General features: G+C 55.4%; 21 protein-coding genes, 6 tRNA genes and 1 other RNA gene. 17 read left to right on the top strand and 11 right to left on the bottom strand.

Going from position 1 to position 23,085, the window contains the following annotated elements:
• Positions 1-43 precede the first annotated feature (43 nt).
• The 3 genes from ACKLKD_RS03690 to ypdK all read left to right on the top strand — a co-directional run bounded on the left by ACKLKD_RS03690 (position 44) and on the right by ypdK (position 2,091).
• Positions 44-502, top strand: coding sequence for a nucleoside deaminase (locus ACKLKD_RS03690; protein WP_025711415.1), 459 nt, complete (start codon positions 44-46; stop codon positions 500-502).
• Positions 499-1,695, top strand: a complete 1,197-nt coding sequence (locus ACKLKD_RS03685) for a CynX/NimT family MFS transporter (protein WP_080896883.1) — start codon at positions 499-501, stop codon at positions 1,693-1,695. Before ACKLKD_RS03690 ends, ACKLKD_RS03685 begins: the two co-directional genes overlap by 4 nt.
• A 324-nt stretch (positions 1,696-2,019) precedes the next feature.
• The gene (gene ypdK / locus ACKLKD_RS03680) at positions 2,020-2,091 is read left to right on the top strand and encodes a membrane protein YpdK (protein WP_099119320.1); all 72 of its coding nucleotides are present in this window, start codon (positions 2,020-2,022) and stop codon (positions 2,089-2,091) included.
• A gap of 70 nt (positions 2,092-2,161) precedes the next feature.
• Here the strand turns inward: ypdK and alaC are convergent, their stop codons facing one another.
• Complete coding sequence (gene alaC / locus ACKLKD_RS03675; RefSeq protein WP_025711417.1) at positions 2,162-3,376, bottom strand: alanine transaminase; 1,215 nt, start codon at positions 3,374-3,376, stop codon at positions 2,162-2,164.
• A 258-nt stretch (positions 3,377-3,634) separates the two neighbouring features.
• On the bottom strand, positions 3,635-3,760 hold the full coding sequence (locus tag ACKLKD_RS03670) for a hypothetical protein (protein WP_042929107.1): 126 nt from the start codon (positions 3,758-3,760) through the stop codon (positions 3,635-3,637).
• Between ACKLKD_RS03670 and ACKLKD_RS03665 the strand changes: the two genes are divergently transcribed.
• Both ACKLKD_RS03665 and ACKLKD_RS03660 read left to right on the top strand, forming a co-directional pair.
• Complete coding sequence (locus tag ACKLKD_RS03665; protein ID WP_087806155.1) at positions 3,759-5,456, top strand: sensor histidine kinase; 1,698 nt, start codon at positions 3,759-3,761, stop codon at positions 5,454-5,456. The genes ACKLKD_RS03670 and ACKLKD_RS03665 overlap by 2 nt on opposite strands.
• 11 nt (positions 5,457-5,467) lie before the next feature.
• Positions 5,468-6,205, top strand: a complete 738-nt coding sequence (locus ACKLKD_RS03660; RefSeq protein WP_025711419.1) for a LytR/AlgR family response regulator transcription factor — start codon at positions 5,468-5,470, stop codon at positions 6,203-6,205.
• A gap of 55 nt (positions 6,206-6,260) precedes the next feature.
• On the opposite strand, the gene glk is transcribed toward ACKLKD_RS03660, so the two are convergent.
• The gene (gene glk / locus ACKLKD_RS03655) at positions 6,261-7,226 is read right to left on the bottom strand and encodes a glucokinase (protein WP_025711420.1); all 966 of its coding nucleotides are present in this window, start codon (positions 7,224-7,226) and stop codon (positions 6,261-6,263) included.
• 263 nt (positions 7,227-7,489) lie between these two features.
• Here glk and ACKLKD_RS03650 point away from each other — a divergent pair, with 263 nt between their 5' ends.
• Positions 7,490-8,725 carry an ion channel protein gene (locus ACKLKD_RS03650; protein WP_025711421.1) on the top strand — a complete coding sequence of 412 codons (1,236 nt, stop codon included), beginning with the start codon at positions 7,490-7,492 and terminating at the stop codon, positions 8,723-8,725.
• On the opposite strand, the gene ACKLKD_RS03645 is transcribed toward ACKLKD_RS03650, so the two are convergent.
• Entirely contained in the window at positions 8,722-10,383 is a 1,662-nt protein-coding gene (locus ACKLKD_RS03645; protein WP_025711422.1) for an alpha-keto acid decarboxylase family protein, read from the bottom strand. The two genes, ACKLKD_RS03650 and ACKLKD_RS03645, sit on opposite strands and share 4 nt — an antisense overlap.
• A gap of 180 nt (positions 10,384-10,563) precedes the next feature.
• Between ACKLKD_RS03645 and mgrA the strand changes: the two genes are divergently transcribed.
• Complete coding sequence (mgrA, locus tag ACKLKD_RS03640; protein ID WP_025711423.1) at positions 10,564-11,556, top strand: L-glyceraldehyde 3-phosphate reductase; 993 nt, start codon at positions 10,564-10,566, stop codon at positions 11,554-11,556.
• A 130-nt stretch (positions 11,557-11,686) separates the two neighbouring features.
• Positions 11,687-12,046, top strand: coding sequence for a DUF2502 domain-containing protein (locus ACKLKD_RS03635; protein WP_023340588.1), 360 nt, complete (start codon positions 11,687-11,689; stop codon positions 12,044-12,046).
• Between the two features lie 60 nt (positions 12,047-12,106).
• Here the strand turns inward: ACKLKD_RS03635 and ACKLKD_RS03630 are convergent, their stop codons facing one another.
• Entirely contained in the window at positions 12,107-13,348 is a 1,242-nt protein-coding gene (locus tag ACKLKD_RS03630) for an Nramp family divalent metal transporter (RefSeq protein WP_080896882.1), read from the bottom strand.
• Between the two features lie 346 nt (positions 13,349-13,694).
• Between ACKLKD_RS03630 and nupC the strand changes: the two genes are divergently transcribed.
• Entirely contained in the window at positions 13,695-14,897 is a 1,203-nt protein-coding gene (nupC, locus tag ACKLKD_RS03625) for a nucleoside permease NupC (protein ID WP_025711426.1), read from the top strand.
• A 48-nt stretch (positions 14,898-14,945) separates the two neighbouring features.
• Here the strand turns inward: nupC and ACKLKD_RS03620 are convergent, their stop codons facing one another.
• The 3 genes from ACKLKD_RS03620 to ACKLKD_RS03610 all read right to left on the bottom strand — a co-directional run bounded on the left by ACKLKD_RS03620 (position 14,946) and on the right by ACKLKD_RS03610 (position 17,518).
• Positions 14,946-17,117, bottom strand: coding sequence for an EAL domain-containing protein (locus ACKLKD_RS03620; protein WP_087806153.1), 2,172 nt, complete (start codon positions 17,115-17,117; stop codon positions 14,946-14,948).
• Between the two features lie 208 nt (positions 17,118-17,325).
• A tRNA-Ala gene (locus tag ACKLKD_RS03615) sits at positions 17,326-17,401 on the bottom strand.
• A gap of 41 nt (positions 17,402-17,442) precedes the next feature.
• A tRNA-Ala gene (locus tag ACKLKD_RS03610) sits at positions 17,443-17,518 on the bottom strand.
• A gap of 219 nt (positions 17,519-17,737) precedes the next feature.
• Here ACKLKD_RS03610 and ACKLKD_RS03605 point away from each other — a divergent pair.
• Entirely contained in the window at positions 17,738-18,091 is a 354-nt protein-coding gene (locus ACKLKD_RS03605; RefSeq protein WP_025711428.1) for a YfeC-like transcriptional regulator, read from the top strand.
• Positions 18,092-18,094: 3 nt separating this feature from the next.
• The gene (locus ACKLKD_RS03600) at positions 18,095-18,487 is read left to right on the top strand and encodes a MerR family transcriptional regulator (RefSeq protein ID WP_080896880.1); all 393 of its coding nucleotides are present in this window, start codon (positions 18,095-18,097) and stop codon (positions 18,485-18,487) included.
• Positions 18,488-18,539: 52 nt separating this feature from the next.
• On the opposite strand, the gene gltX is transcribed toward ACKLKD_RS03600, so the two are convergent.
• Positions 18,540-19,958 carry a glutamate--tRNA ligase gene (gene gltX, locus ACKLKD_RS03595; protein ID WP_025711430.1) on the bottom strand — a complete coding sequence of 473 codons (1,419 nt, stop codon included), beginning with the start codon at positions 19,956-19,958 and terminating at the stop codon, positions 18,540-18,542.
• Positions 19,959-20,217: 259 nt separating this feature from the next.
• On the opposite strand from gltX, the gene ACKLKD_RS03590 reads away from it, so the two are divergent.
• The 5 genes from ACKLKD_RS03590 (at position 20,218) to ACKLKD_RS03570 (ending at position 20,774) form a co-directional block, all read left to right on the top strand.
• Positions 20,218-20,293, top strand: a tRNA-Val gene (locus ACKLKD_RS03590).
• A 45-nt stretch (positions 20,294-20,338) separates the two neighbouring features.
• Positions 20,339-20,414, top strand: a tRNA-Val gene (locus ACKLKD_RS03585).
• Positions 20,415-20,460: 46 nt separating this feature from the next.
• Positions 20,461-20,536 (top strand) — tRNA-Val (locus ACKLKD_RS03580).
• 4 nt (positions 20,537-20,540) lie between these two features.
• A tRNA-Lys gene (locus ACKLKD_RS03575) sits at positions 20,541-20,616 on the top strand.
• Between the two features lie 22 nt (positions 20,617-20,638).
• Positions 20,639-20,774: non-coding RNA, RtT sRNA (locus tag ACKLKD_RS03570), on the top strand.
• 82 nt (positions 20,775-20,856) lie between these two features.
• Here ACKLKD_RS03570 and ACKLKD_RS03565 read toward each other — a convergent pair.
• Entirely contained in the window at positions 20,857-21,783 is a 927-nt protein-coding gene (locus ACKLKD_RS03565) for a LysR family transcriptional regulator (RefSeq protein WP_025711431.1), read from the bottom strand.
• 88 nt (positions 21,784-21,871) lie between these two features.
• Between ACKLKD_RS03565 and ACKLKD_RS03560 the strand changes: the two genes are divergently transcribed.
• Complete coding sequence (locus ACKLKD_RS03560) at positions 21,872-22,870, top strand: bile acid:sodium symporter family protein (protein ID WP_025711432.1); 999 nt, start codon at positions 21,872-21,874, stop codon at positions 22,868-22,870.
• Here the strand turns inward: ACKLKD_RS03560 and ACKLKD_RS03555 are convergent.
• Entirely contained in the window at positions 22,867-23,085 is a 219-nt protein-coding gene (locus tag ACKLKD_RS03555) for a DUF3820 family protein (RefSeq protein ID WP_002913440.1), read from the bottom strand. The genes ACKLKD_RS03560 and ACKLKD_RS03555 overlap by 4 nt on opposite strands.

Genomic DNA, 23,085 nt, shown 5'->3' with positions numbered 1-23,085 from the left:
CCCCTTATTTTCACTTTCAATCACAGCTTGTGCAGGAGTGACAATGTCCGCTCACGATCGCTATCTCCAGCGCGCCTTAGCGCTGGCAGATCAAAACGTTACCCACGGCGGCCGCCCCTTCGGTGCCGTGCTGGTGCGCCATGACCAGATGGTCGCCGAGGCCGTCAATACCTTTCATCTGAACGGCGACCCAACGGCGCACGCCGAACTGAATGCTGTTCGCGATATTGCCGCCAGGCTGGGAAGCGCGGTGCTGCGCGAATGCGTCATCTATGCCAGCGGGCAACCCTGCCCGATGTGTCTCAGCGCACTCTATTTAACCGGCGTACGGGAAGTGTTTTTCGCCAACAGTAATCAGGATGGAGAACCCTTTCAGCTCTCAACCGCCGCGATTTATCAGCAGTTGCAGCAACCGCTGGCGCAACAGACATTACCGATCCATCATCGCCCACAGCCGGAGGGGCTGGCACTTTATCAGCGCTGGGCGGAACAGCAGTCATGAAATCAGCGCTGCGACAAAACCTGACGCTGGCAGTCCTGGTGCTGATTGGAATCAATATGCGGCCGCTGCTTACCTCCATTGGCCCTTTGCTGCCGGACATCCGCGCCGCCAGCGGGATGAGCTATACCCTGGCCGCTCTCCTGACCGCGCTGCCGGTGATCGCGATGGGCGTGCTGGCCCTGGCCGGCGGCTGGGTCGATCGTTTTATCGGTCAAAACCGCAGTATTGCACTGAGTCTGCTGATTATCGCGGTAGGCGCCCTGCTGCGGGAAATTGCCCCGCACAGCGCCTTACTGCTCAGCAGCGCCCTGGCCGGAGGAATTGGCATCGGTATTATCCAGGCCGCCATCCCGGCGGTGATTAAGCGACTGTTCACCCGGCGGACGCCTCTGGTGATGGGGTTATGGTCGGCGGCACTGATGGGCGGCGGGGGGTTAGGTGCTGCGCTCACACCCTGGATGGCATCACACAGCGCAGCCTGGCACCAGGCGCTGGCCTGGTGGGCGCTCCCTGCGCTGCTGGCGCTGGTCAGCTGGCTGACGATTTGTCGGCAATTGCCCTGCGCTCCTCATCAGCATGACGAGCTTCCCCGGGTCGCCGTTTTTCGACAACGCCGCGCCTGGACGCTGGGACTTTATTTCGGATTGATCAATGCGGGCTACGCCAGCCTGATCGCCTGGCTACCGCCGTACTATATTCAGCTTGGCGACAGCGCCCAGGACAGCGGCTCGCTGCTGGCGCTGCTCACCGTTGGGCAAACTGTCGGCGCCCTGCTGCTCCCGGCGCTGGCACGCCAGGATGACCGGCGTCAGCTTCTTCTGTTGGCTCTGGCGCTACAGTTAACTGGCTTTTGCGGCTTCATCTGGCTGCCAGAGCACTTCTCTGCACTCTGGGCTATCGCCTGCGGCGTGGGACTGGGCGGCGCCTTTCCCCTTTGTCTGGTGCTGGCGCTGGATCACGCCGGACAACCGGCGGTAGCCGGCAGGCTGGTAGCCTTTATGCAAGGTATTGGATTTATCATCGCTGGCCTCTCCCCCTGGCTTTCCGGCCTGTTGCGTAGCCTGAGCGGGAACTACACGCTTGACTGGTCCTGGCATGCGATCTGCGTTCTGCTACTCATGGCGCTTACACTGCGTTTTATTCCAGCGCACTACCCCTCTGAGTGGCAACAGCGCACCTCTGACCTGCACTGAACCGGCACCGGCGCGTGGCGAAGCCGATGCCGCGCGTCGCCCACTTTATCCCCGTTAAAGCCGTTTTCCGCGCGTCGCTGGCGCTAAATTTATTACCGAGTGAAATTAATGTGTCGCCGAATCACGACACTCGTAAGTAACTAAAAATTAATAAAAAAATGCCTCTTGTCTCCCTCATTTTTTAGGCGTACATTAGCGCCATCTGGAGCACAAAGCACACAGAATTGCGAGCTGCCGCAGCATGATTTTTCATCCGCGACAGCTCCGGAAAAACAGAACAATTAATTCATTTGAACGTCGCATAAGCGCGTGGAGTGATGAGTCGTGAAATACTTCTTTATGGGTCTCTCTTTTATGGTCATCGTTTGGGCCGGTACTTTCGCCCTGATGATCTAGACTGCAGCCGTGTCAAAAAAAACGGGAGCCTGATGGCTCCCGTTTTTGTTATGTCGTGTTCGTCAAACCGCTAGCTCGCGGCTGGCAGCAGACCATCTGCGCGGAACATCGCCTTGATGCCGCGGATCGCCTGACGCGTACGATCCCGATTCTCGATTAACGCGAAACGGACATGCGTGTCGCCATAATCGCCGAAGCCAATTCCCGGCGAGACGCAGACCTTCGCTTCATTCAGCAGCTTCTTCGCAAACTCCAGCGAGCCCATCGCGGCATAAGGTTCCGGTATTTTCGCCCAGACGTACATGGACGCTTTCGGACACTCCACCATCCAGCCGGCCTCATGGAGCCCTTTGACCAGCACATCACGACGGCGCTTATACTGTTCGGCAATATCACGCACGCACTGCTGATCGCCCTCCAGTGCCGCGATCGCCGCCACCTGCAGCGGGGTGAACGTGCCGTAGTCATGATAGCTTTTGATACGAGCAAGGGCATTCACCAGGGTCTTATTACCCACCATAAAGCCAATCCGCCAGCCGGCCATGTTATAGCTTTTCGACAGGGTAAAGAACTCGACGGCGACATCCCGCGCGCCGGGCACCTGCATGATGGAGGGCGCTTTCCAGCCGTCATACACAATATCGGCATAGGCCAGATCGTGGACGACCAGGATGTCATACTGCTTAGCCAGGGCAACGACCTTTTCAAAGAAATCCAGCTCCACGCACTGCGCGGTCGGATTCGAGGGAAAGCCAAGGATCATCATCTTCGGCTTCGGATAACTTTCGCGGATGGCGCGTTCCAGCTCGTTAAAGAAATCCACCCCTTCCACCAGCGGCACCGAGCGCACCTGCGCCCCGGCGATCACCGCACCATAGATATGGATAGGATAGCTGGGGTTTGGCACCAGGACGGTATCGCCATGATCCAGGGTCGCCAGCATCAGGTGCGCCAGCCCCTCTTTCGAACCAATGGTGACAATCGCTTCCGATTCCGGATCGATATCGACGTTATAGCGTTCTTCATACCAGCGCGAAATGGCGCGACGCAGGCGTGGGATCCCCCGCGAGGTAGAGTAACCATGGGTGTCTGGCCGCTGGGCGACGGTGCAGAGTTTTTCCACTATATGCGGCGGCGTCGCGCCATCGGGATTGCCCATGCTGAAATCGATAATATCTTCGCCGCGCCGACGCGCAGCCATTTTGAGTTCAGCAGTGATGTTAAAAACGTACGGAGGGAGACGATCGATACGCGTAAAACGACGTTCAGGACTGGATTCAGCCATAGGTTCCTCTGGTTAACGTTAGCGCCCGGACCGTCCGAGCGACGCTGCCGCTGTTGCGGCTCGTTTAGAAAATAACCTGAAAAAATTCATGTTGTCGAGGGCCCTGACAAAAAATAATCTCTGGCGGAAAAAACGGGTCTCGGCCGCAGTAAATGCGGCAATGCATCGCCGGAATAATGCAGAGTTGCATAAGTGTGATAACACGTTGATATCTTTATTTTCACAGATATTTTTCGTTAAAAGACGTGACTGCCGCTATCACGGTGCCCATCCATTAATCCCCTTTAAAAAGTACGCCTTTTCCGCATTATCTTTCTGCGGCTGGCCTTCTGCCGTCAGGTTTTTTATCATGTCCTTTTCTGGCCACTGACGCGGCGCACCCATGCACGAAATCTTTACTATGATGCTGGCGGTCTATGATCGTGCGGCCCTGATGCTTATTTGCCTGTTTTTCCTCATTCGCCTGCGCCTGTTCCGCGAACTGTTGCACAAATCAGCCCATACACCGAAAGAGCTGCTGGCGGTGACCGCCATTTTCTCGCTGTTCGCACTGTTCAGCACCTGGTCCGGCGTCCCGGTGGAGGGTTCACTGGTCAACGTGCGCATTATTGCCGTGATGTCCGGCGGCATCCTGTTTGGCCCCTGGGTGGGAGCGATTGTCGGGGTGATTGCCGGCGTACACCGCTATCTGATCGATATCGACGGCGTGACCGCCGTACCCTGCTTTATCACCAGTATTGTCGCCGGTCTGATGTCGGGGTTGATTAACCGCAAAGTGGCCCGCGATCAACGCTGGAAAATCGGCATTCTGGCCGGGATGGTATGTGAGTCCCTGACCATGATCCTGGTGGTGGTGTGGGCACCTTCCCTGAGCCTCGGCGTGGATATTGTTTCGAAAATCGGTATCCCGATGATCCTCGGCAGCGTCTGTATCGGTTTTATCGTGTTGCTGGTGCAGAGCGTGGAAGGGGAAAAGGAGGCCAGCGCAGCGCGGCAGGCGAAACTGGCGCTCGACATTGCCAACAAAACCTTGCCACTGTTTCGGCATGTCAACAGTGACTCGCTGCGCCAGGTTTGCGAGATTATCCGCCGCGATATTACCGCCGACGCGGTGGCGATCACTAATACCGAACACGTGCTGGCCTACGTGGGCGTCGGTGAAGCCAACTATCAACGCCACGACGATATGATCAGTCCTACCACCCGCCAGGCGATTCGTTATGGAAAAATCATCATAAAAAACAATGACGAAGCTCACCGCACGCCGGAGATCCACTCCTTGATGGTGATCCCGCTGTGGGAAAAAGGGGTGGTGACCGGCACGCTAAAAATCTACTACTGCCACGCCCATCGCATCACTTCGACGCTGCAGGAGATGGCGATAGGCCTGTCGCAAATTATCTCCACCCAGCTGGAAGTCTCCCGCGCCGAACAGCTGCGGGAGATGGCCAACAAAGCGGAATTGCGCGCGCTGCAAAGCAAGATTAACCCGCATTTTTTATTTAATGCTCTCAACGCGATCTCCTCCTCGATTCGCCTTAATCCAGACACCGCGCGCCAGCTTATTTTTAATTTGTCGCGCTACCTGCGCTATAACATTGAATTAAAAGACGATGAGCAGATTGATATCAAAAGAGAGCTGTATCAGATCAAAGATTACATCGCCATTGAACAGGCGCGATTCGGTGACAAGCTGACGGTCATCTATGATATTGACGACGACGTTAGCTGCGTGATCCCGAGCCTGCTTATCCAGCCGCTGGTGGAAAACGCCATCGTTCACGGCATACAGCCCTGTAAAGGCAAAGGCGTGGTGACGATCGGCGTCAATGAGTGCGGCAATCGGGTACGTATCAGCGTTCGCGATACCGGTAATGGCATCGATCCCGCCGTGGTTGCCCGCGTGGAAGCCGATGAAATGCCGGGGAATAAAATTGGTCTGCTCAACGTTCATCATCGGGTGAAGCTTCTCTACGGCGAGGGGCTACATATTCGCACGCTCACGCCGGGAACAGAAATTGCCTTTTATGTCCCCAATCACCAAACGCCGCAGGCGCTGACGGAGTCTCTGTTGTCATGAGCGGAGAAAAGATGAAAGTTATCATTGTGGAGGATGAGTTTCTGGCCCAGCAGGAACTCTCCTGGCTTATTAACACCCACAGCCAGATGGAGATCGTCGGCAGTTTCGACGACGGCCTGGACGTGCTGAAATTCCTCCAGCACAACAAGGTCGACGCCATTTTTCTCGATATCAATATTCCGTCGCTGGACGGCGTCCTGCTGGCGCAGAACATCAGTCAGTTTGCTCATAAGCCTTTTATTGTCTTTATCACCGCATGGAAAGAACATGCCGTGGAAGCCTTTGAGCTGGAGGCGTTTGACTATATTCTCAAACCCTACCAGGAGTCGCGCATCATCAATATGCTGCAAAAACTGACCGCCGCCTGGCAACAGCAGAATAACGCCGCTTCCGGGGGAGGCAGCGCGGCGCCGCGTGAAAACGATACTATCAACCTGATTAAAGATGAGCGGATCATCGTCACCAGCATCCATGATATCTACTACGCCGAGGCGCATGAGAAGATGACCTTCGTCTACACCCGGCGGGAATCATTCGTCATGCCGATGAACATCACCGAATTCTGTAATAAGCTACCCGCCGCGCACTTCTTCCGCTGCCACCGCTCGTACTGCGTGAACCTCAGCAAAATTCGTGAAATTGAACCGTGGTTCAACAATACCTATGTGCTACGCCTGCGCGACCTTGAGTTTCAGGTCCCGGTAAGCCGCAGTAAGGTGAAAGAGTTTCGCCAGCTGATGAATCTGTAAGACGGCGGAGAGCTCCGCCGTCCGGGCTACGGCGGTAGCCCGGGAGGAAATACGCTTAAAGCACCTGGCCCAGCGTCTGGCGCAGATGGGCGCCAGAGCCCAGCAGACCTGGATTATCATGTACGATCAGGTAAACCGGAATATCCTGGACATAGGCTTTGAAACGGCCTTTATCTTCAAAGCCGCCGCGGAAGCCGGAGGCTTTAAAAAACTCCAGGAAGCGTGGCACGATGCCTCCGGCGATATACACCCCGCCAAACGTCCCCAGAGTCAGCGCCAGGTTACCGCCAAAGCGCCCCATAATGACGCAGAACAGCGACAACGCCCGGCGGCAGTCGGTGCAGCTGTCAGCCAGCGCCCGCTCAGTCACCTCGCGCGGCTGCAGGTTCTCTGGCAGTCGGCCATCCGATTTGACAATCGCACGGTACAAATTGACCAGTCCCGGACCGGAAAGCACGCGTTCTGCGGAGACATGTCCCAGCTCAGCGCGCAGCTCTTCCAGAATAATCCCCTCTTCTTCGCTATTCGGCGCAAAATCGACATGGCCGCCTTCGCCCGGCAGGCTGACCCAACGCTTATCAACGTGGACCAGATGTGCCACGCCCAGCCCGGTTCCGGCACCATACACGGCGATCGGTTTGCCGGCTACCGGCGCGCTGCCGCCAAACTGAATGAGGTGTTCAGCTTTGAGCATCGGAATGGCCATTGAAACGGCGGTAAAATCGTTAATAATCTCCAGGTGCGCAAAGCCAAGGTTGCGCTTCATCTCGGCGATAGAGAAAGCCCAGGTATGGTTGGTCATGGCCACCCAGTCGCCGGTGATCGGGCAGGCGATGGCGATACAACCTTCCTTGACCGTCACCTGGTGCTCCTCCAGATAGACGCGCACCACCGCCTCCAGACTAGGAAAATCGAGCCCGGAATAGGTCTTTGCACGAGAGATCTCTCCGCTCGCCAGATCACATAGCGCCAGGCGGGCATTTGTCCCCCCGACATCTCCTACTAAAGCAAATTTTGTCATTCCGTTACGGCTCCGCTAAAGTCAAAATAAATCTTTTGGCACACTGTAAATTCATGGCGGCTTAACAACAACGTCCAACGCGCAGACGCCCCTTGTTTAGCGACACAGGTCACATTTAGTTTGTAATCTATGCAAAGTAGCCTGTAAAGGACGCACCGGATATCAGACGCCACCTTAACTTTATCGTTTCAGCACCATTTGCATCGACGGTCCCGGCCGACGAAGGCAAAGTAGTGCTCCAGAACTTTGACAAGGACCTTTTCATGCTCCATCCTCGCGCCAGAACAATGCTGATCCTGTCGGTGCCAGCCATCCTGATTGGTATCGCCTCCAGTCTGGTCCTGATTGTCGCGATGAAAGTTGCCGCGCTACTGCAGCAGGTGCTGTGGAGTAATCTGCCAGGACAGTTTGGGGTGAGCGCCGACAGCCCATTGTGGATCATCGCTATGCTCACCGCGACAGGTCTGGCCGTGGGCCTGGTGGTTCGCTACAGCCCCGGTCACGCCGGGCCGGATCCGGCAACGGAATCGCTCATTGGCGCTCCTATAGCCTCCGGCGCGCTGCCCGGACTACTGGCAGCGCTGATCCTTGGCCTCGCCGGCGGCGTCAGCCTCGGCCCGGAGCATCCGATTATGGTGGTGAATATTGCGCTGGCCGTCGCTATCGGCTCGCGGCTGTTCCCACGCGTCAGTTCACTGGACTGGACCATTCTCGCGGCCTCAGGCACTATCGGCGCCCTCTTCGGCACCCCGGTGGCTGCCGCGCTGATTTTTTCGCAAACCCTCAACAGCAATAATGATACCCCGCTGTGGGATCGTCTGTTTGCCCCGCTGCTCGCTGCCGCCGCTGGCGCGCTGACCACCCGATTGTTTTTCCATCCTCAGTTCTCGCTACCCATTCCGCACTATGTCCAGATGCGCTTCGTCGATATCATCAGCGGCATCATCGTTGCCCTGATTGCGATCGCCGTCGGTATGGTTGCCGTGTGGTGCCTGCCGCGTTTGCATACCCTGATGCATCGGCTGAAAAACCCAATCCTGACTCTGGGCATTGGCGGATTGCTGCTGGGGATCCTCGGAACCATTGGCGGGCATGTCACTCTGTTTAAGGGACTGGATGAGATGCAGCAGCTGGCCTTCAGCCAGACGCTGACCGCTGCCGATTTTCTGCTTATCGCGCTGGTGAAGCTTGCGGCACTGGTTCTCGCCTCGGCCTGTGGCTTTCGCGGCGGACGGATTTTCCCGGCGGTCTTCGTCGGGGTAGCGCTGGGGCTGATGCTGCATGCCCACGTTGACGCCGTACCGGCGGCGATCACCGTCTCCTGTGCGATCCTCGGCATGGTGCTGGTCGTCACCCGCGACGGCTGGCTGAGCCTGTTTATGGCCGCCGTGGTGGTCCCGGATACGACTCTGCTGCCGCTGCTGTGCATTGTGATGCTCCCGGCCTGGCTGTTACTGGCCGGGAGGCCATTGATGATTGCTAAACGACATACCGACTAAACGCGGCTGTTTCGCTCCTCCAGCGCCTGGGTCACCGCGCGCAGGAAATCGGGGATATCCATTTTCGGCAGCATCACCTCGACCAGGGTAAGGGTATCGGAGGTGATGCTTTCCGCCATCGCTTCCCGTAACTCAGCCGTGTGCGTGACCCGCCAACAGCGCGAGGCAACGTCCGGGGCAAAAGCTTCCGGCAGCCGCTGCCAGTCCCACAGGGCAATGTCATTGTAGCGCTGCTCAGGGCCATGAATAGCTCGCTCTACGGTATACCCTTCATTATTGAGCAGCAAAATAAGCGGCTTTTGTTTATCGCGAAGCATAGAGCCCATCTCCTGGATCGTCAGCTGGGCGGCACCATCGCCGACGATCAGCACCACCCGCCGCTCTGCTGCCGCGGTTTGCGCGCCATACGCGGCCGGAAGGGTAAAACCAATCGAACCCCATAGCGGCTGGACGATCAGGGATGCCTCTGACGGCAGCTTTAGCGCCGCGATGCCAAATGCCGCCGTCCCCTGATCGGCGAGGATAATATCGCCGGGGCGCAGCGCATCCTGCACTGTCGACCAAAAATTCTTCTGGGTTAACTCGCCTTCGGCCTCCTCTTCCACTTCCGGTGGCACGACCTGAGGCGCCGCCCACTCCGCCGCCAGCGGAGCGGAGAGTGTCATCAGCGCAGCCAGAGCCTGATCCATCGGCACGCCGCTGAACCAGTGATCACCCACCCTGACGGCGAAGGGCTGGATCTCTATGGTCTTCTCCCGCGCCAGATGCTGGGTAAATCCCGCGGTGATGGTGTCGGTGAAGCGCGTACCGATACAGATGATGGTGTCGGCATTTTCGATCGCCTCCCGGGTCTGCGGCGCGCTGGCAATCCCGCTGTAGGTCCCGACAAAACCGCGCTGCTGCTCATCGAACAACCCCTTGCCCATTAACATCGTCGCGTGGGCAATGGGGGTTTTCGCCACCCACGCCTGGAGCGTGTTCTGCAGACCATAGCGTTGCGCCAGGAAGTCTGCCAGCAGGGAAATGCGTCGACTGCCCCGCAGCAGGCGACTGGCATGTTCGCTGAATCCGGCCAGTTGGTTTTCATCCGCCGGGGTCGCGTCCACCTGCAAGCGCTGGGCCGGCGCAATCGCTGCTGCTCTGGCGACATCGGCCGGCAGCATCAGATAGCCGGGCCGATGATGCGTCAGCATGTCGCGCAGAACGCGGTCGATTTCATGGCAGGCGTTACCGGCGGTCAGCAGCGCCTGGCTACAGGTGATCTGCTCGCTCATGCGGGCGAAATGGCGAAAATCGCCGTCGCCAAGAGTATGGTGCAGCAGTTCGCCACGCTGCTGGGCACCGGTAGAGGGCGCCCCGACGATATGCAGCACCGGAATATGCTCGGCATAGCTCCCCGCAATGCCGTTCAGCGCGCTCAGTTCGCCGACGCCGTAGGTGGTCAGCAGCGCACCGGCGCCTTTGATGCGCGCATAACCGTCAGCAGCATACGCCGCATTCAGCTCGTTGGCGCAGCCGACCCACCCCAACGCATTATGCGCAATGACGCGGTCGAGAAACTGTAAGTTGTAATCTCCCGGCACGCCGAACAAGCGGTCAATACCGCAGTCGACGAGGCGATCCAGCAGATAATCCCCAATAGTGTAGGTCGGTTGCATATCCATTATCCTCATTGTGGCGCAGGTGTAATTTGAGTATTGAATAAGCGATCCGCCTGTCCAGAAGGGGGACGATAATGGCAGTGTAAAGCAATAATTACGCCGAAAAAGCAGTGTACTCCACGCAAAACATTGATTAGTGTAAACGTATACACACCCTGTTTTATCTGCGGAGGAAGAATGGTTTACCAGGCAAGTACCACGCGATATCAAACGATGGAGTATCGCCGTTGCGGACGCAGCGGCCTGCAGCTGCCGGCAATTTCCCTTGGTCTGTGGCACAACTTTGGTGATGAAACGCGCGTGGAGATCAGCCGTCAGATGCTCCTGCACGCCTTTGATCTCGGTATTACCCATTTCGATTTGGCCAATAACTATGGGCCGCCGCCGGGTTCGGCGGAGAGCAATTTTGGCCGCATCCTGAAAGAGTCGCTCCTGCCCTATCGCGATGAGTTGATCATCTCCACCAAAGCAGGTTACACCATGTGGGACGGCCCTTACGGCGACTGGGGATCACGTAAATATCTGGTGGCCAGTCTTAACCAGAGCCTTAAACGCATGGGGCTGGAATACGTCGATATTTTTTACCATCACCGGCCTGATCCACAGACGCCGCTAATGGAAACGATGCGTGCGCTCGATCATCTGGTCCGTCAGGGTAAAGCGCTGTACGTCGGCATTTCCAACTATCCTCTGCCCCAGGCGCGGGAGGCGGTGAAGATCCTTAACGACCTCGGTACGCCCTGCATCATTCACCAGCCTCGCTACTCGATGTTTGAACGTGGAGTGGAAGAGGGTCTATTAGATTTTCTGCAGACGGAAGGGGTGGGAAGCATAGCGTTTTCACCGCTGGCCGGCGGACAGCTTACCGATCGCTATCTGAACGGTATCCCGGCCGACTCGCGCGCCGCCAGCAGCAGCCGCTTTCTGCAGCCGGAGCAACTCACCGCCGCCAAAGTAGATAAAATCCGTCAGCTGAATGCCCTGGCGGAAGCGCGCGGGCAGAAGCTGTCGCAGATGGCTCTGGCCTGGGTGCTGCGCGAGGAGAAAGTCACCTCTGTGTTGATCGGCGCCAGTAAAACCGCACAGCTGGATGATGCGGTCGGCATGCTACAGAATCGTCATTTCAGCGCCGAGGAATGCGCGGCCATTGATGCCATCCTTGAACTGTAAAGCAAATGTTACTTTAGCAAAAAGTGCTCTTTTCTGTGCTTTCGGAGTTCGTCCGATGCGACGGGTCTTTACCGGCCCGTAATATCAGGTTAACAGGCCGCTTACGGCCCCGATCGTGAAGGAGAAGAGTATGTTCAGGTCACTGATTCTGGCAGCAGTACTGCTGGCCGCAGCGCCACTAGTCGCTAACGCTGGTGAAATCACCCTGCTGCCATCGGTAAAATTACAAATAGGCGATCGTGACAATTACGGTAACTACTGGGACGGTGGCGGCTGGCGCGACCGTGATTACTGGCGTCGTCACTATGAATGGCGTGATAACCGTTGGCATCGTCATGACAACGGCTGGCACCGCGGCTGGGATAAGGGCAAAAATAAAGCCTGGGAGCGCGGCTATCGTGCGGGCTGGAGCGACCGCGACGACCACCGCGGCGGCTGGGGACGCGGCCCGGGTGGGCGCGGTCACGGGCATGGACATGGCCATCACTAACAACAGACTTAAAGGGGAGCCTATTGGCTCCCCTTTACTTTAACCAGCACGGGTAATGAATTACGCCACCCCGAGCAGCGACCCCACAATTAACCAGCCGTTGAGACTCACCACGATAACCACAATGGCCCAGCCAATACCACTCACCCAACGGGAATTCACTAAATCTCCCATCAGTTTCGCATTGCTGGTAAATATCAGCAGCGGCACCAGGGCAAGTGCAATACCAAAGCTCAGCAGGACCTGACTCATTACCAGAATGCGCGTAGGATCCAGCCCCAGCAGGATCACCACAAACGACGGCAGCATGGTGACCGCCCGGCGAAACCACAGCGGAATATGAAAACGGATGAATCCCTGCATCACGACCTGGCCTGCCAGCGTGCCCACCACCGTCGACGACAAGCCTGCGGCGACCAGACTGAGACCAAAGATAGTCGCCGCCGCGTGGCTCAACAGCGGCTCCAGCGTCCTGTAGGCCTGATCGAGATCGGCCACGCCGGTATGGCCATTAAAATGGAACGCCGCGGCGGCCGTTGCCATCATCGCCAGATTGACGAACCCGGCAATAGTCATGGCGATCGCCACATCCCAGCGGGTCGCGTTATAGCGCTCTTTCCGCGTCCCGCCGTGCAGATGCTGAGTAAGCGAGGAGTGTAAGTAGATAACGTGCGGCATGATGGTCGCGCCCAGCACCCCGGCGGCCAGGAATACCGCTTCGCCGTTGGGCAGCGTCGGGATCACCAGCCCTTTAGTCAGGGGAGCCAGCGCAGGCTGAGAAAAGATTAACTCCACGACATAGGCCACAGCGACAAACAGCAGCAGCCCGCCGATCACCTTTTCAAGCGGTTTTTGTCCACGCCGCTGCAACATCAGGATCAGGAACGTTGCCACTCCGGTCAGCACCGCTCCCTGCAGGAGCGACACGCCCAGCACCAGTTTAAAGCCGATCGCGGCGCCGATAAATTCAGCCAGATCGGTGGCCATGGCAATAATTTCTGCCTGTACCCAGTAAAACCACACCACTGGTCGCGGGTAATGATCGCGGATCTGCTCGGCCAGGTTTTTGCCGGTGGCTATGCCCAGTTTGGCAGAGAGCACCTGGATCAGCATCGCCATCAGGTTGGCCCACACCACCACCCATAGCAACTGATAGCCAAAGCTGGCGCCGGCCTGAATGTTTGTGGCGAAATTACCGGGATCGATATAGCCAATGGCAGCGACGAAGGCTGGCCCCATTAAGGCGAGCTTCACCTTGCGTGCGGCGCGACTACTGCTATTCTCAACGCGACTGCTAGTCATCTTCTGCCTCTGGAAATATAGCCTTTGCTATGTTTCATGCTATCAAAATGCGAATGATTATCAAGTTCATTTGGGATGGAGATAATGATTGCTGTGATAGAAGGGAACAATTGCTGGCCGGAAATGAAATACGGGCGTCAGAAAACGAGATCGAGCCCGCTATTAAGAATAGTACAAGAATGCAACTTTTAAAACCTTTACGTAACATAACAAAAGTGGATGTTTGATCACTATTTTTGCCATTGGTCACAGTTCCTTGCAATAGTGTGCAATTGATCTCGTTTTCTTTAAAGCCGTTGCATAGAATGTGCACGGAAATTTAACCTGCCTCATATTTGGAGCAACTATGGACCGCGTCTTGCATTTTGTCCTCGCGATCGTTGTGGTGGCTATACTGGCCCTGTTGGTCAGTCATGACCGTAAAAAGATCCGTATTCGTTATGTTGTTCAACTGCTTGTCATTGAAGTCCTGCTGGCCTGGTTCTTCCTGAACTCCGATATTGGTCTGGGTTTTGTGAAAGGCTTCTCCGAGATGTTTGAAAAACTCCTCGGCTTTGCCAACGAAGGGACAAACTTCGTGTTCGGCAGCATGAACGACAAAGGTCTGGCCTTCTTCTTCCTTAAGGTTCTGTGCCCTATCGTCTTCATTTCCGCGTTGATTGGTATTTTGCAGCATATTCGTATCCTGCCGATTGTCATCCGCGCTATCGGTACCGTTCTGTCAAAAGTCAACGGTATGGGCAAGCTGGAGTCCTTCAACGCCGTGAGCTCGCTGATCCTCGGTCAGTCGGAAAACTTTATCGCGTATAAAGATATTCTCGGCAAAATGTCGCGCAACCGCATGTACACCATGGCGGCGACGGCGATGTCTACCGTGTCGATGTCCATCGTAGGCGCGTACATGACCATGCTGCAGCCGAAATATGTCGTCGCGGCGCTGGTGCTAAACATGTTCAGCACCTTTATCGTGCTGTCATTGATTAACCCGTACCGCGTGGAACAAAGTGAAGAAAATCTGCAGATGTCGAATCTGCACGAAGGTCAAAGCTTCTTCGAAATGCTGGGCGAGTATATTCTGGCGGGCTTTAAAGTTGCGATCATCGTGGCAGCGATGCTGATCGGTTTTATCGCACTGATCTCCGCGCTGAACGCGCTGTTCGCCACCGTGACCGGCTGGTTTGGTTACAGCATCTCCTTCCAGGGGATCCTCGGCTATATCTTCTACCCGGTCGCCTGGGTGATGGGCGTGCCGGCAAGCGAAGCACTGCAGGTGGGCAGTATTATGGCCACTAAGCTGGTCTCCAATGAATTCGTCGCCATGATGGATCTGCAGAAAATCGCCTCAACGCTCTCTCCACGCGCGGAAGGCATTATCTCCATCTTCCTGGTTTCCTTCGCCAACTTCTCGTCTATCGGTATCATCGCCGGGGCGATCAAAGGCTTGAACGAAGAACAGGGCAACGTGGTATCTCGCTTCGGCCTGAAGCTGGTTTACGGCTCCACGCTGGTCAGCGTGCTGTCCGCTTCCATTGCGGCACTGGTTCTGTAATACACGTCAATCATCTGAGCCGGGCAATGCCCGGCTTTTTTTTATCTTTCACTCATTCAACGGCTGCGGCTTACCGACCAGGTAACCCTGCAGATAATTCACGCCCAGCTCCAGCAGGCGCCTTTTTTGCGGTTCGCTTTCGACATATTCCGCCACCACGCTCATCTGTTTCACTCGCGCCATCTCAACAATCGATTTCACCATGATGGCGTCCAGGGGATCGGTCAGAATGTCGCGCACGAAGCAGCCGTCAATTTTAATGATATCGGCCTGCAAGTTCTTCAGCCGTTCATAGTTCGCATATCCGGTGCCAAAATCATCAATGGCGATAGCGCAACCAAACGCGCGCAGCGCTTCAAGGTTTTTCTGGCTGGTATCGGAATTGGAGAACGCCTGCTCTTCAGTCACTTCAATCGTGATAAGACCCGGTGAAACACCATAGCGTTTAAACAGCGCGATAATCTGCGCGGCGCTGTCTTTTTGCATCAGGGTTGAAGGCAACAGATTGACCGAGAATTGTTGCCCAGGATGCCGATGAAGCGAACTAAACAAAGTCTCCAGTACCAGCATGTCAAAGCGCTGGCTTAGGTTAAACTGCACAATCAGCGGAATAAACTGATCGGGCATGATGACGTTGTCGCCACTGCGCATACGGGTAAGGATCTCGTAATACCCCTCTCCTGCCGCATTCTGAATCGGCTGTGCATAGAGCACCAGCGCCCGTGCTTTAAGGACCTGTTTAACACGCATCAGAAGGCGTACCTGCTCGGTCGTTTGATCCACCACCAGCTCCTGCTCCTCATCCAGCGCCAGCACCCGACGTTCGCTCCCCGCCTGTTCGGACAGCCAGCTTAGCTGGCCGAGCATCGGATGTAGCGCCTCACCCTGGCCATCGTAGCGGCTCCATGCCGCGCCAAACTCCAGGTCCAGAGGCTGATTGTGCCAGCTGAATTTTTTGTGGTTGAGAATGGCGACCATATGGTTCAGTCGCGCCGCGGGATCGGGTCCGCCTAGCACAAGGATTAATTCACTACCCGGTACCTGGAAGACTTTATCCGCTGCCCCCAGCAGAGGCTGCAGCGCCCGAATGATTTGCCGTTTACAGTCTACCCCCATCATCAGGCCATAATGCCGACTGAGGAAATCGAGATTATCAATACGCAGGCTGCAGACGGCTTGCTGAGAACCACTCTGTAAATGACTCTCCAGCGCGCGCAGGTTAGGCAAGCCGGTCAGCGGATCCTCTTCCGCCTGGCTGCGCCAGCGGCGCTTATTACGGTCGCTGCGGGCATAAATGTCGGCCATATAAAACAAACAGATAGTAAAGGAGATCAGTACCGACAGCACAAAGGACAGTGAATACTCACTTTGCACTCCCTGGAGAAAGTTTTTGTTATATACCACCAGCAAAAAGGCCGAGACAGACCATGAAATACGCAGCAGCGCATGACCTATTCGACTGATACCGATAAAGTAGACAATAAAAATAACCGGAACTAAATAACCGGCAATAAATTCAGACTGATACGGCGCACATAATAGCGTTAATATCAGCGCCAGCGCGATAAACCAATATAGGGTAAAGGAGCGATATTGCGGTGCCAGCCACGGTAAACATTCCTGCCGCCAAAAACGCCGGGCATAGCGTAGACTGATAATCATCCGCATTGGATAATAAAGGAACGTGGTAAAAATTAATGCCGCGCTGATTAAACTTTGGATATCTATCACGGTATAAATCAACGGCATACTACCAAAATAGCTGGTAATCGATAATGGAAACGCAAAATATTGCCCGGCGAGATACATGGTGATCTTCAACAGTACCGGTGCAAAGAAGCCGCCCCAGAAGATTCGCGCCCCCATATGCTTCGCCGTAGGACCACAGCGCCAGCGCTTACCCACTATCAGACGTAAAATAGCGCAGGAAACGAATACCGCGAATAGCTGACAAAAAAGTAAGATAAACGCCTGTGGTAGCGTTAATTTGATGATAAAACTATTGGTGATGGCAAACGCGAGAATTAATGGCGCGATCGCATAGCGGCCGAAGATAAAAATAACAGAAAACATTACGCCGATTGGCAGCCAGGCAATATAAATAAGATTGCCATCAATAACCGTTTGCGGTGAAATAAAACGGGCCAGCGGAATGGCGACTAAACAGACGATAAAGGCCAAAAGAGTTTTTTTGATATTAATGTTAATTTTATCAACCATTATTGTTAATTAAAACTCCAACAACCTCATTACGTTTAATGGGGGAATGTTATGTTGCTTATTTAGGGCAGGCAAGGTGATTTATCAGAAAAAAGTCTGAAATTACTTTCGATTTTAATTGCTGGAGATTAACTGACTTAACCAGAAAGTGCTTTACATGAAAGCATATAAAAACAAAAACCCCCGCCAAGGCGAGGGTTCTGAATTTTGGTGGAGCTAAGCGGGATCGAACCGCTGACCTCTTGCATGCCATGCAAGCGCTCTCCCAGCTGAGCTATAGCCCCACAGGACCTCTTTACGAACCAAATCCGCTGGGTGCAGAATTTGGTGGAGCTAAGCGGGATCGAACCGCTGACCTCTTGCATGCCATGCAAGCGCTCTCCCAGCTGAGCTATAGCCCCGTAACGTAAAGCGTGTCGTGTTGACGGGCGGCATAATATGAATTCCTCGCTCAGGTGTCAACGGCAAAATTATCCCACCCGATTCAATCGCTGAAAAAGCAGGCAACTTGCTGACAATGCGAGCCTTATCGCAGCCAGAAGTTAAACTGGTCACCTTTTCAAGTAAAAGGATGCTATAACATGGACAGCTAATTCCCATACATTTACTCAGGAAATAGTATGCTCAAGGAACGAATGACACCTGAAGAAATCGCCCATCTGACTGGCTACAGCCGGCAAACTATCAATAAGTGGGTGCGGAAAGAAGGCTGGCAGACCTCTCCACGGCCTGGCGTCCAGGGGGGCAAAGCGCGACTGGTCCATGTCAATGAGCAGGTCAGAGAGTTCATCCGCAGTGCTCAGCGCGTGGCAGAGACGCCCGGCGCCTATTCCACCCACGACAGCGATCTGGAATCGCTGCTGTTGACCCTCTGTAAAGAATTGACCCCCAGCGAGCAGAAACAGCTTATGTCGCTGCTGCTGCGCGAAGGGATCACCGGGTTACTGCTTCGGTTAGGGATCCGCGATCGGTAAACGATGATGAAACTGAAAGATAAAATGACACCCGCAGAGCTTGCTGACTGTCTGGGGCTGGCAAGACAAACCATCAATCGCTGGGTTCGGGAGAAAAAATGGCGTACGGAGGCAATTCCCGGCGTCAAAGGTGGACGAGCACGACTGGTGGTCATCGACCAGCCGGTGCTGGAATTTCTCACTAACATCCCTGCCAGGCGCCATTTGTTTAGCGATAATGATCTCGCGGAATCGCCGGGCGCTTACCTGGTCAATGAAGCCGACGTGGTCTGGCGGCAGATCACAGAGACCCTTCATCTGATGACTCAGGAAGAACAATTACGGCTACGCGATCTGCTGGCCCGGGAAGGGATTAGCGGTTTTCTTAGCCGCCTGGGCATCGCCAGCCCCAGGTAGCGGGCATAAAAAACGGCAGGGATGACCTGCCGTTGTTTCCTCTACATCGCTATCAGGAGGCCTGAGCCTCACGTTCCGCGATAAAAGCCAGTGCTTTATTAATACGCTCTACGCTCCGCGATTTACCAATAGCGTGAACGGTAACGTCAAGCGCAGGAGACTGCCCTGCCCCGGTCACCGCCACGCGCAGCGGCATACCGACTTTACCCATGCCCACTTCCAGCTCATCAGCGGTTGCCTGAATGGCGTGGTGAACGTTTTCCGCCGTCCAGTCGCCGATCGCCGCCAGCTTATCGCGAACCACTTCCAGCGGCTGACGTGCCACCGGACGCAGATGTTTCTTCGCTGCATCAGCGTCGAACTCTGCGAACTCTTCATAAAAGTAGCGGCAGCTCTGGGCAATCTCTTTCAACGTTTTGCAACGTTCGCCCAGCAGTTTCACCAGCTCGGCCAGCTGCGGGCCGTTCCGGGTATCGATATTTTCCTGCTCGATATGCCACTGCAGATGCGTCGCCACATAATCCGCCGGCAGCGTATTGATGTAGTGATGGTTCAGCCACAGCAGTTTATCGGTGTTGAACGCGCTGGCGGACTTGCTCACCGCCCCCAGCGAGAAGAACTCGATCATCTCTTCGCGGGTGAAGATCTCCTGATCGCCATGGGACCAGCCCAGACGAACCAGATAGTTGAGCAACGCTTCCGGCAGGTAGCCGTCGTCACGATACTGCATCACGCTGACCGCACCGTGGCGTTTGGACAGTTTTTTACCATCATCGCCATTGATCATCGATACGTGGGCGTAAACCGGCACCGGCGCATTCAGCGCTTTGAGGATGTTGATCTGGCGCGGCGTGTTGTTGATATGATCTTCACCACGGATCACGTGAGTGATCGCCATATCCCAGTCATCCACGACGACGCAGAAGTTATAGGTCGGGGAACCATCGGTGCGGCGAATGATCAGATCGTCCAGCTCCTGGTTGCTGAACTCAATCGGTCCGCGGATCTGGTCGTCAAAGATAACCGAACCTTCCTGCGGGTTAGCGAAACGCACGACGCAAGGCTCATCATCCGCATGATGCTCGTGACTATGGCGGCAGCGGCCGTCGTAACGCGGCTTCTCACCGTTCGCCATCTGCTCTTCACGCAGCGCTTCCAGACGCTCTTTCGAGCAATAGCATTTATAAGCGGTGCCGGCTTCCAGCATCTCATCGATCACGTTGTTATAACGGTCGAAACGTTTGGTCTGGTAATAGGGACCTTCATCCCATTGCAGATTCAGCCAGTTCATGCCGTCCATGATGGCTTCAATTGCTTCCGGGGTGGAGCGTTCGAGATCGGTGTCTTCAATACGCAGCACAAACTCACCGCCGTGGTTACGGGCAAAAAGCCAGGAATAGAGAGCAGTACGCGCACCGCCAACGTGCAGATAGCCTGTTGGGCTTGGCGCGAAGCGAGTTTTGATTTTCATGAATTGGCCTTACGTTTAATAAAGATGCCGATAGCCGGCAATGTCCGGTGGAAATTATGGGTCAATATTCTAACACCGTGGGCTGATTCCTCAATGTTGTTCCCGTCGGAACGTCACGGTTTGCCATTTTTGTTTATAAATCATACTATGCCGCCGGTTTTGCGATCGCTTTGTTTAATTTTACGACGAACGAACGAATTCTTTAGAAAAGGCGTTGACTCATTTTCAACTCTCCCTATAATGCGACTCCACACAGCGGGGGTGATTAGCTCAGCTGGGAGAGCACCTCCCTTACAAGGAGGGGGTCGGCGGTTCGATCCCGTCATCACCCACCACTACTTAACGTAGTCTCCGCCGTGTAGAACAGAAAATTGAGAAGTGGGTGATTAGCTCAGCTGGGAGAGCACCTCCCTTACAAGGAGGGGGTCGGCGGTTCGATCCCGTCATCACCCACCACTTTCTCGCCAGCTGGATTTTCTGTCAAAATATGAAGTACCGAAGTGGGTGATTAGCTCAGCTGGGAGAGCACCTCCCTTACAAGGAGGGGGTCGGCGGTTCGATCCCGTCATCACCCACCACTTCGGGTCGTTAGCTCAGTTGGTAGAGCAGTTGACTTTTAATCAATTGGTCGCAGGTTCGAATCCTGCACGACCCACCAATGTAAAAAGGCGCCCTAAAGGCGCCTTTTTGCTATGCGCTGAACTCAACGATTCGGACCTGCAGCAGGTTCGGGTCGAACGAAGTGAGACAACGGAGCCGCTCACGGCGACGGCCCGAAGGGCGAGGCGAAGCCGAGTCATCCTGCACGACCCACCAATGTAAAAAGGCGCCCTAAAGGCGCCTTTTTGCTATGCGTAAAACACAACCTGCCGCGAGTTCGCCCCCAGCAGTCCCCTTGTCAGCGCTGATAAAGCGGATCTTCAACCCTGGCGGCGGTTAAATTCTCTCCTTCCTCACGCACAATTTCCCATAACGCCTGAGCGGCAGTCGACAGCGAACGATTTTTCCGGCATGCCAGCATCAGCTGCCGCTCGACCACCGGGGTCAGTCGCTTCACCGTCAAATGGCTTCCCTGCGGTAACGGCAACGCCAGCGCCGGCAGTACGCTAATGCCAATCCCCGATTCCACCATCGGAAAGAGAGTTGCCGGGTGGCCAATCTCCTGCACAATATTCGCCCGGATAGCCAGCCTGCTGAGGGCCGCATCAATCAGAGGGCGACTACCGGAGGCATAATCCTGCAGGATCAGTCTTTCATCCTGGAGCGCCTGCCATGGTACTTCCGTCAGGTCGGCAAAAGGATGATCCTCCCGACACAGGAGTAAAAAGGGCTCCGCCAGTACGCCCTCACACTGCAGGTCTGTCGCCGGGCCGGGGTCGATCACAATGCCGAAATCCACTTCTCCCTGACGAATACTCTCCAGCACCCACTGCTGGGGCCGGTCGTGCAGCACAAAATCTATATCGGGATAACGACGATTACTGTGAGCTATACACTGCGGGATCAGGTGGGCCGAAATCGTCTGGCTGGCGGCGACCTTAACGGTCCCGCTCAGCTGCTGTCCTACCCGCCCGGCGTCGCGCAGCGTCACCGCCAGTTCATCAAGCAAACGCTCCAGCCTGCCCGCCAGCTGTTGGCCCGCTTCGGTAAGCACCACTTCGCGGGTGGTACGATCGAGCAGACGAACGCCGGTCTGATGCTCCAGCTCTTTAACGCTGTGGCTGACAGCCGACTGGCTCAAGCCAATCATCTCCCCTGCCCGGCTGAAGCTTTTAGCCCGGGCGACGGTGACGAACACTTTTAACTGACGCAGAGAGTAATTCATCTTTTTTATTCATGAATAGATGCAATAAATCAATTTTATTTCTCAAATGAAAAAAAGCACAATAGCGCATCTCTTTTCAGGAGCGTTTATGAAACTTTTCCGCATTCTCGATCCCTTTACGGCAACGCTGATCGTCGTTGTCCTGCTGGCCTCATTCTTTCCGGCCCGTGGCGCATTCGTCCCCTTCTTTGAACATCTGACCACCGCGGCCATCGCCCTGCTGTTCTTTATGCACGGCGCTAAACTCTCCCGGGAAGCGATTATCGCCGGCGGCAGTCACTGGCGCTTGCATCTGTGGGTGATGTGCAGCACGTTCATCCTCTTCCCGGTACTGGGGGTTTTGTTTGCCTGGTGGGCCCCGGTGAATGTCGATCCGATGCTCTACAGCGGCTTTATCTATCTGTGCATTCTGCCGGCCACCGTGCAATCTGCTATCGCTTTTACCTCCCTGGCCGGAGGCAACGTCGCGGCGGCAGTCTGTTCAGCCTCGGCCTCCAGCCTGCTGGGCATCTTTATTTCCCCGCTGCTGGTGGGGGTACTGATGAACCTCCATGGCGCAGGCGGCAGCCTCGAGCAGGTCGGGAAGATCATGCTGCAACTGCTGCTGCCTTTCGTGCTTGGCCATTTATCACGGCCGTGGATCGGCAACTGGGTGGCGAAACATAAGAAGTGGATTGGTAAAACCGACCAGACTTCAATTCTGCTGGTGGTTTACTCCGCCTTTAGCGAGGCGGTGGTGAACGGCATCTGGCATAAAGTCGGTCTGGGATCGCTGCTGTTTATCGTGATTGTCAGCCTGGTGCTCCTGGCCATCGTCATCGCGGTCAATATGTTTGTCGCCCGCCGCTGCGGCTTTAACAAAGCCGATGAAATAACTATCGTCTTCTGCGGTTCGAAAAAGAGTCTGGCCAACGGCATTCCGATGGCCAATATTCTCTTCCCGACCTCCATTCTCGGCATCATGGTGCTGCCGTTGATGATCTTCCATCAAATCCAGTTGATGGTCTGCGCAGTGCTGGCGCGGCGCTACAAGCAGCAAACCGATGCGCGTATCGCGCAGGAAAAGGCCAACGCCGCCAAAGCTTAACGCGCTTTCTTCAGGGGCTGGACCAGATCGCTCAGCCCCTCGGTTTTAATCAGCAGGGTCAACGCCATCAGTTCGCCGAGATGGCCGGCAGGGAACTGATCCTTGCGCGCAAACCACAACAAATACTCTTCCGGGACGTCGATTAAACGACGTCCCTTGTATTTACCGAACGGCATCTCGGTATTGGCTATCTCGACCAGCTGCGCTTTATCCAC

It is taken from the genome of Klebsiella sp. 10982 (genome assembly GCF_048589245.1).
Taxonomy (GTDB): Bacteria; Pseudomonadota; Gammaproteobacteria; order Enterobacterales; family Enterobacteriaceae; genus Klebsiella; species Klebsiella quasivariicola.
Note: the sequence above shows the minus strand (reverse complement) of the source record. Positions and strands in the feature narration are given on the sequence as shown.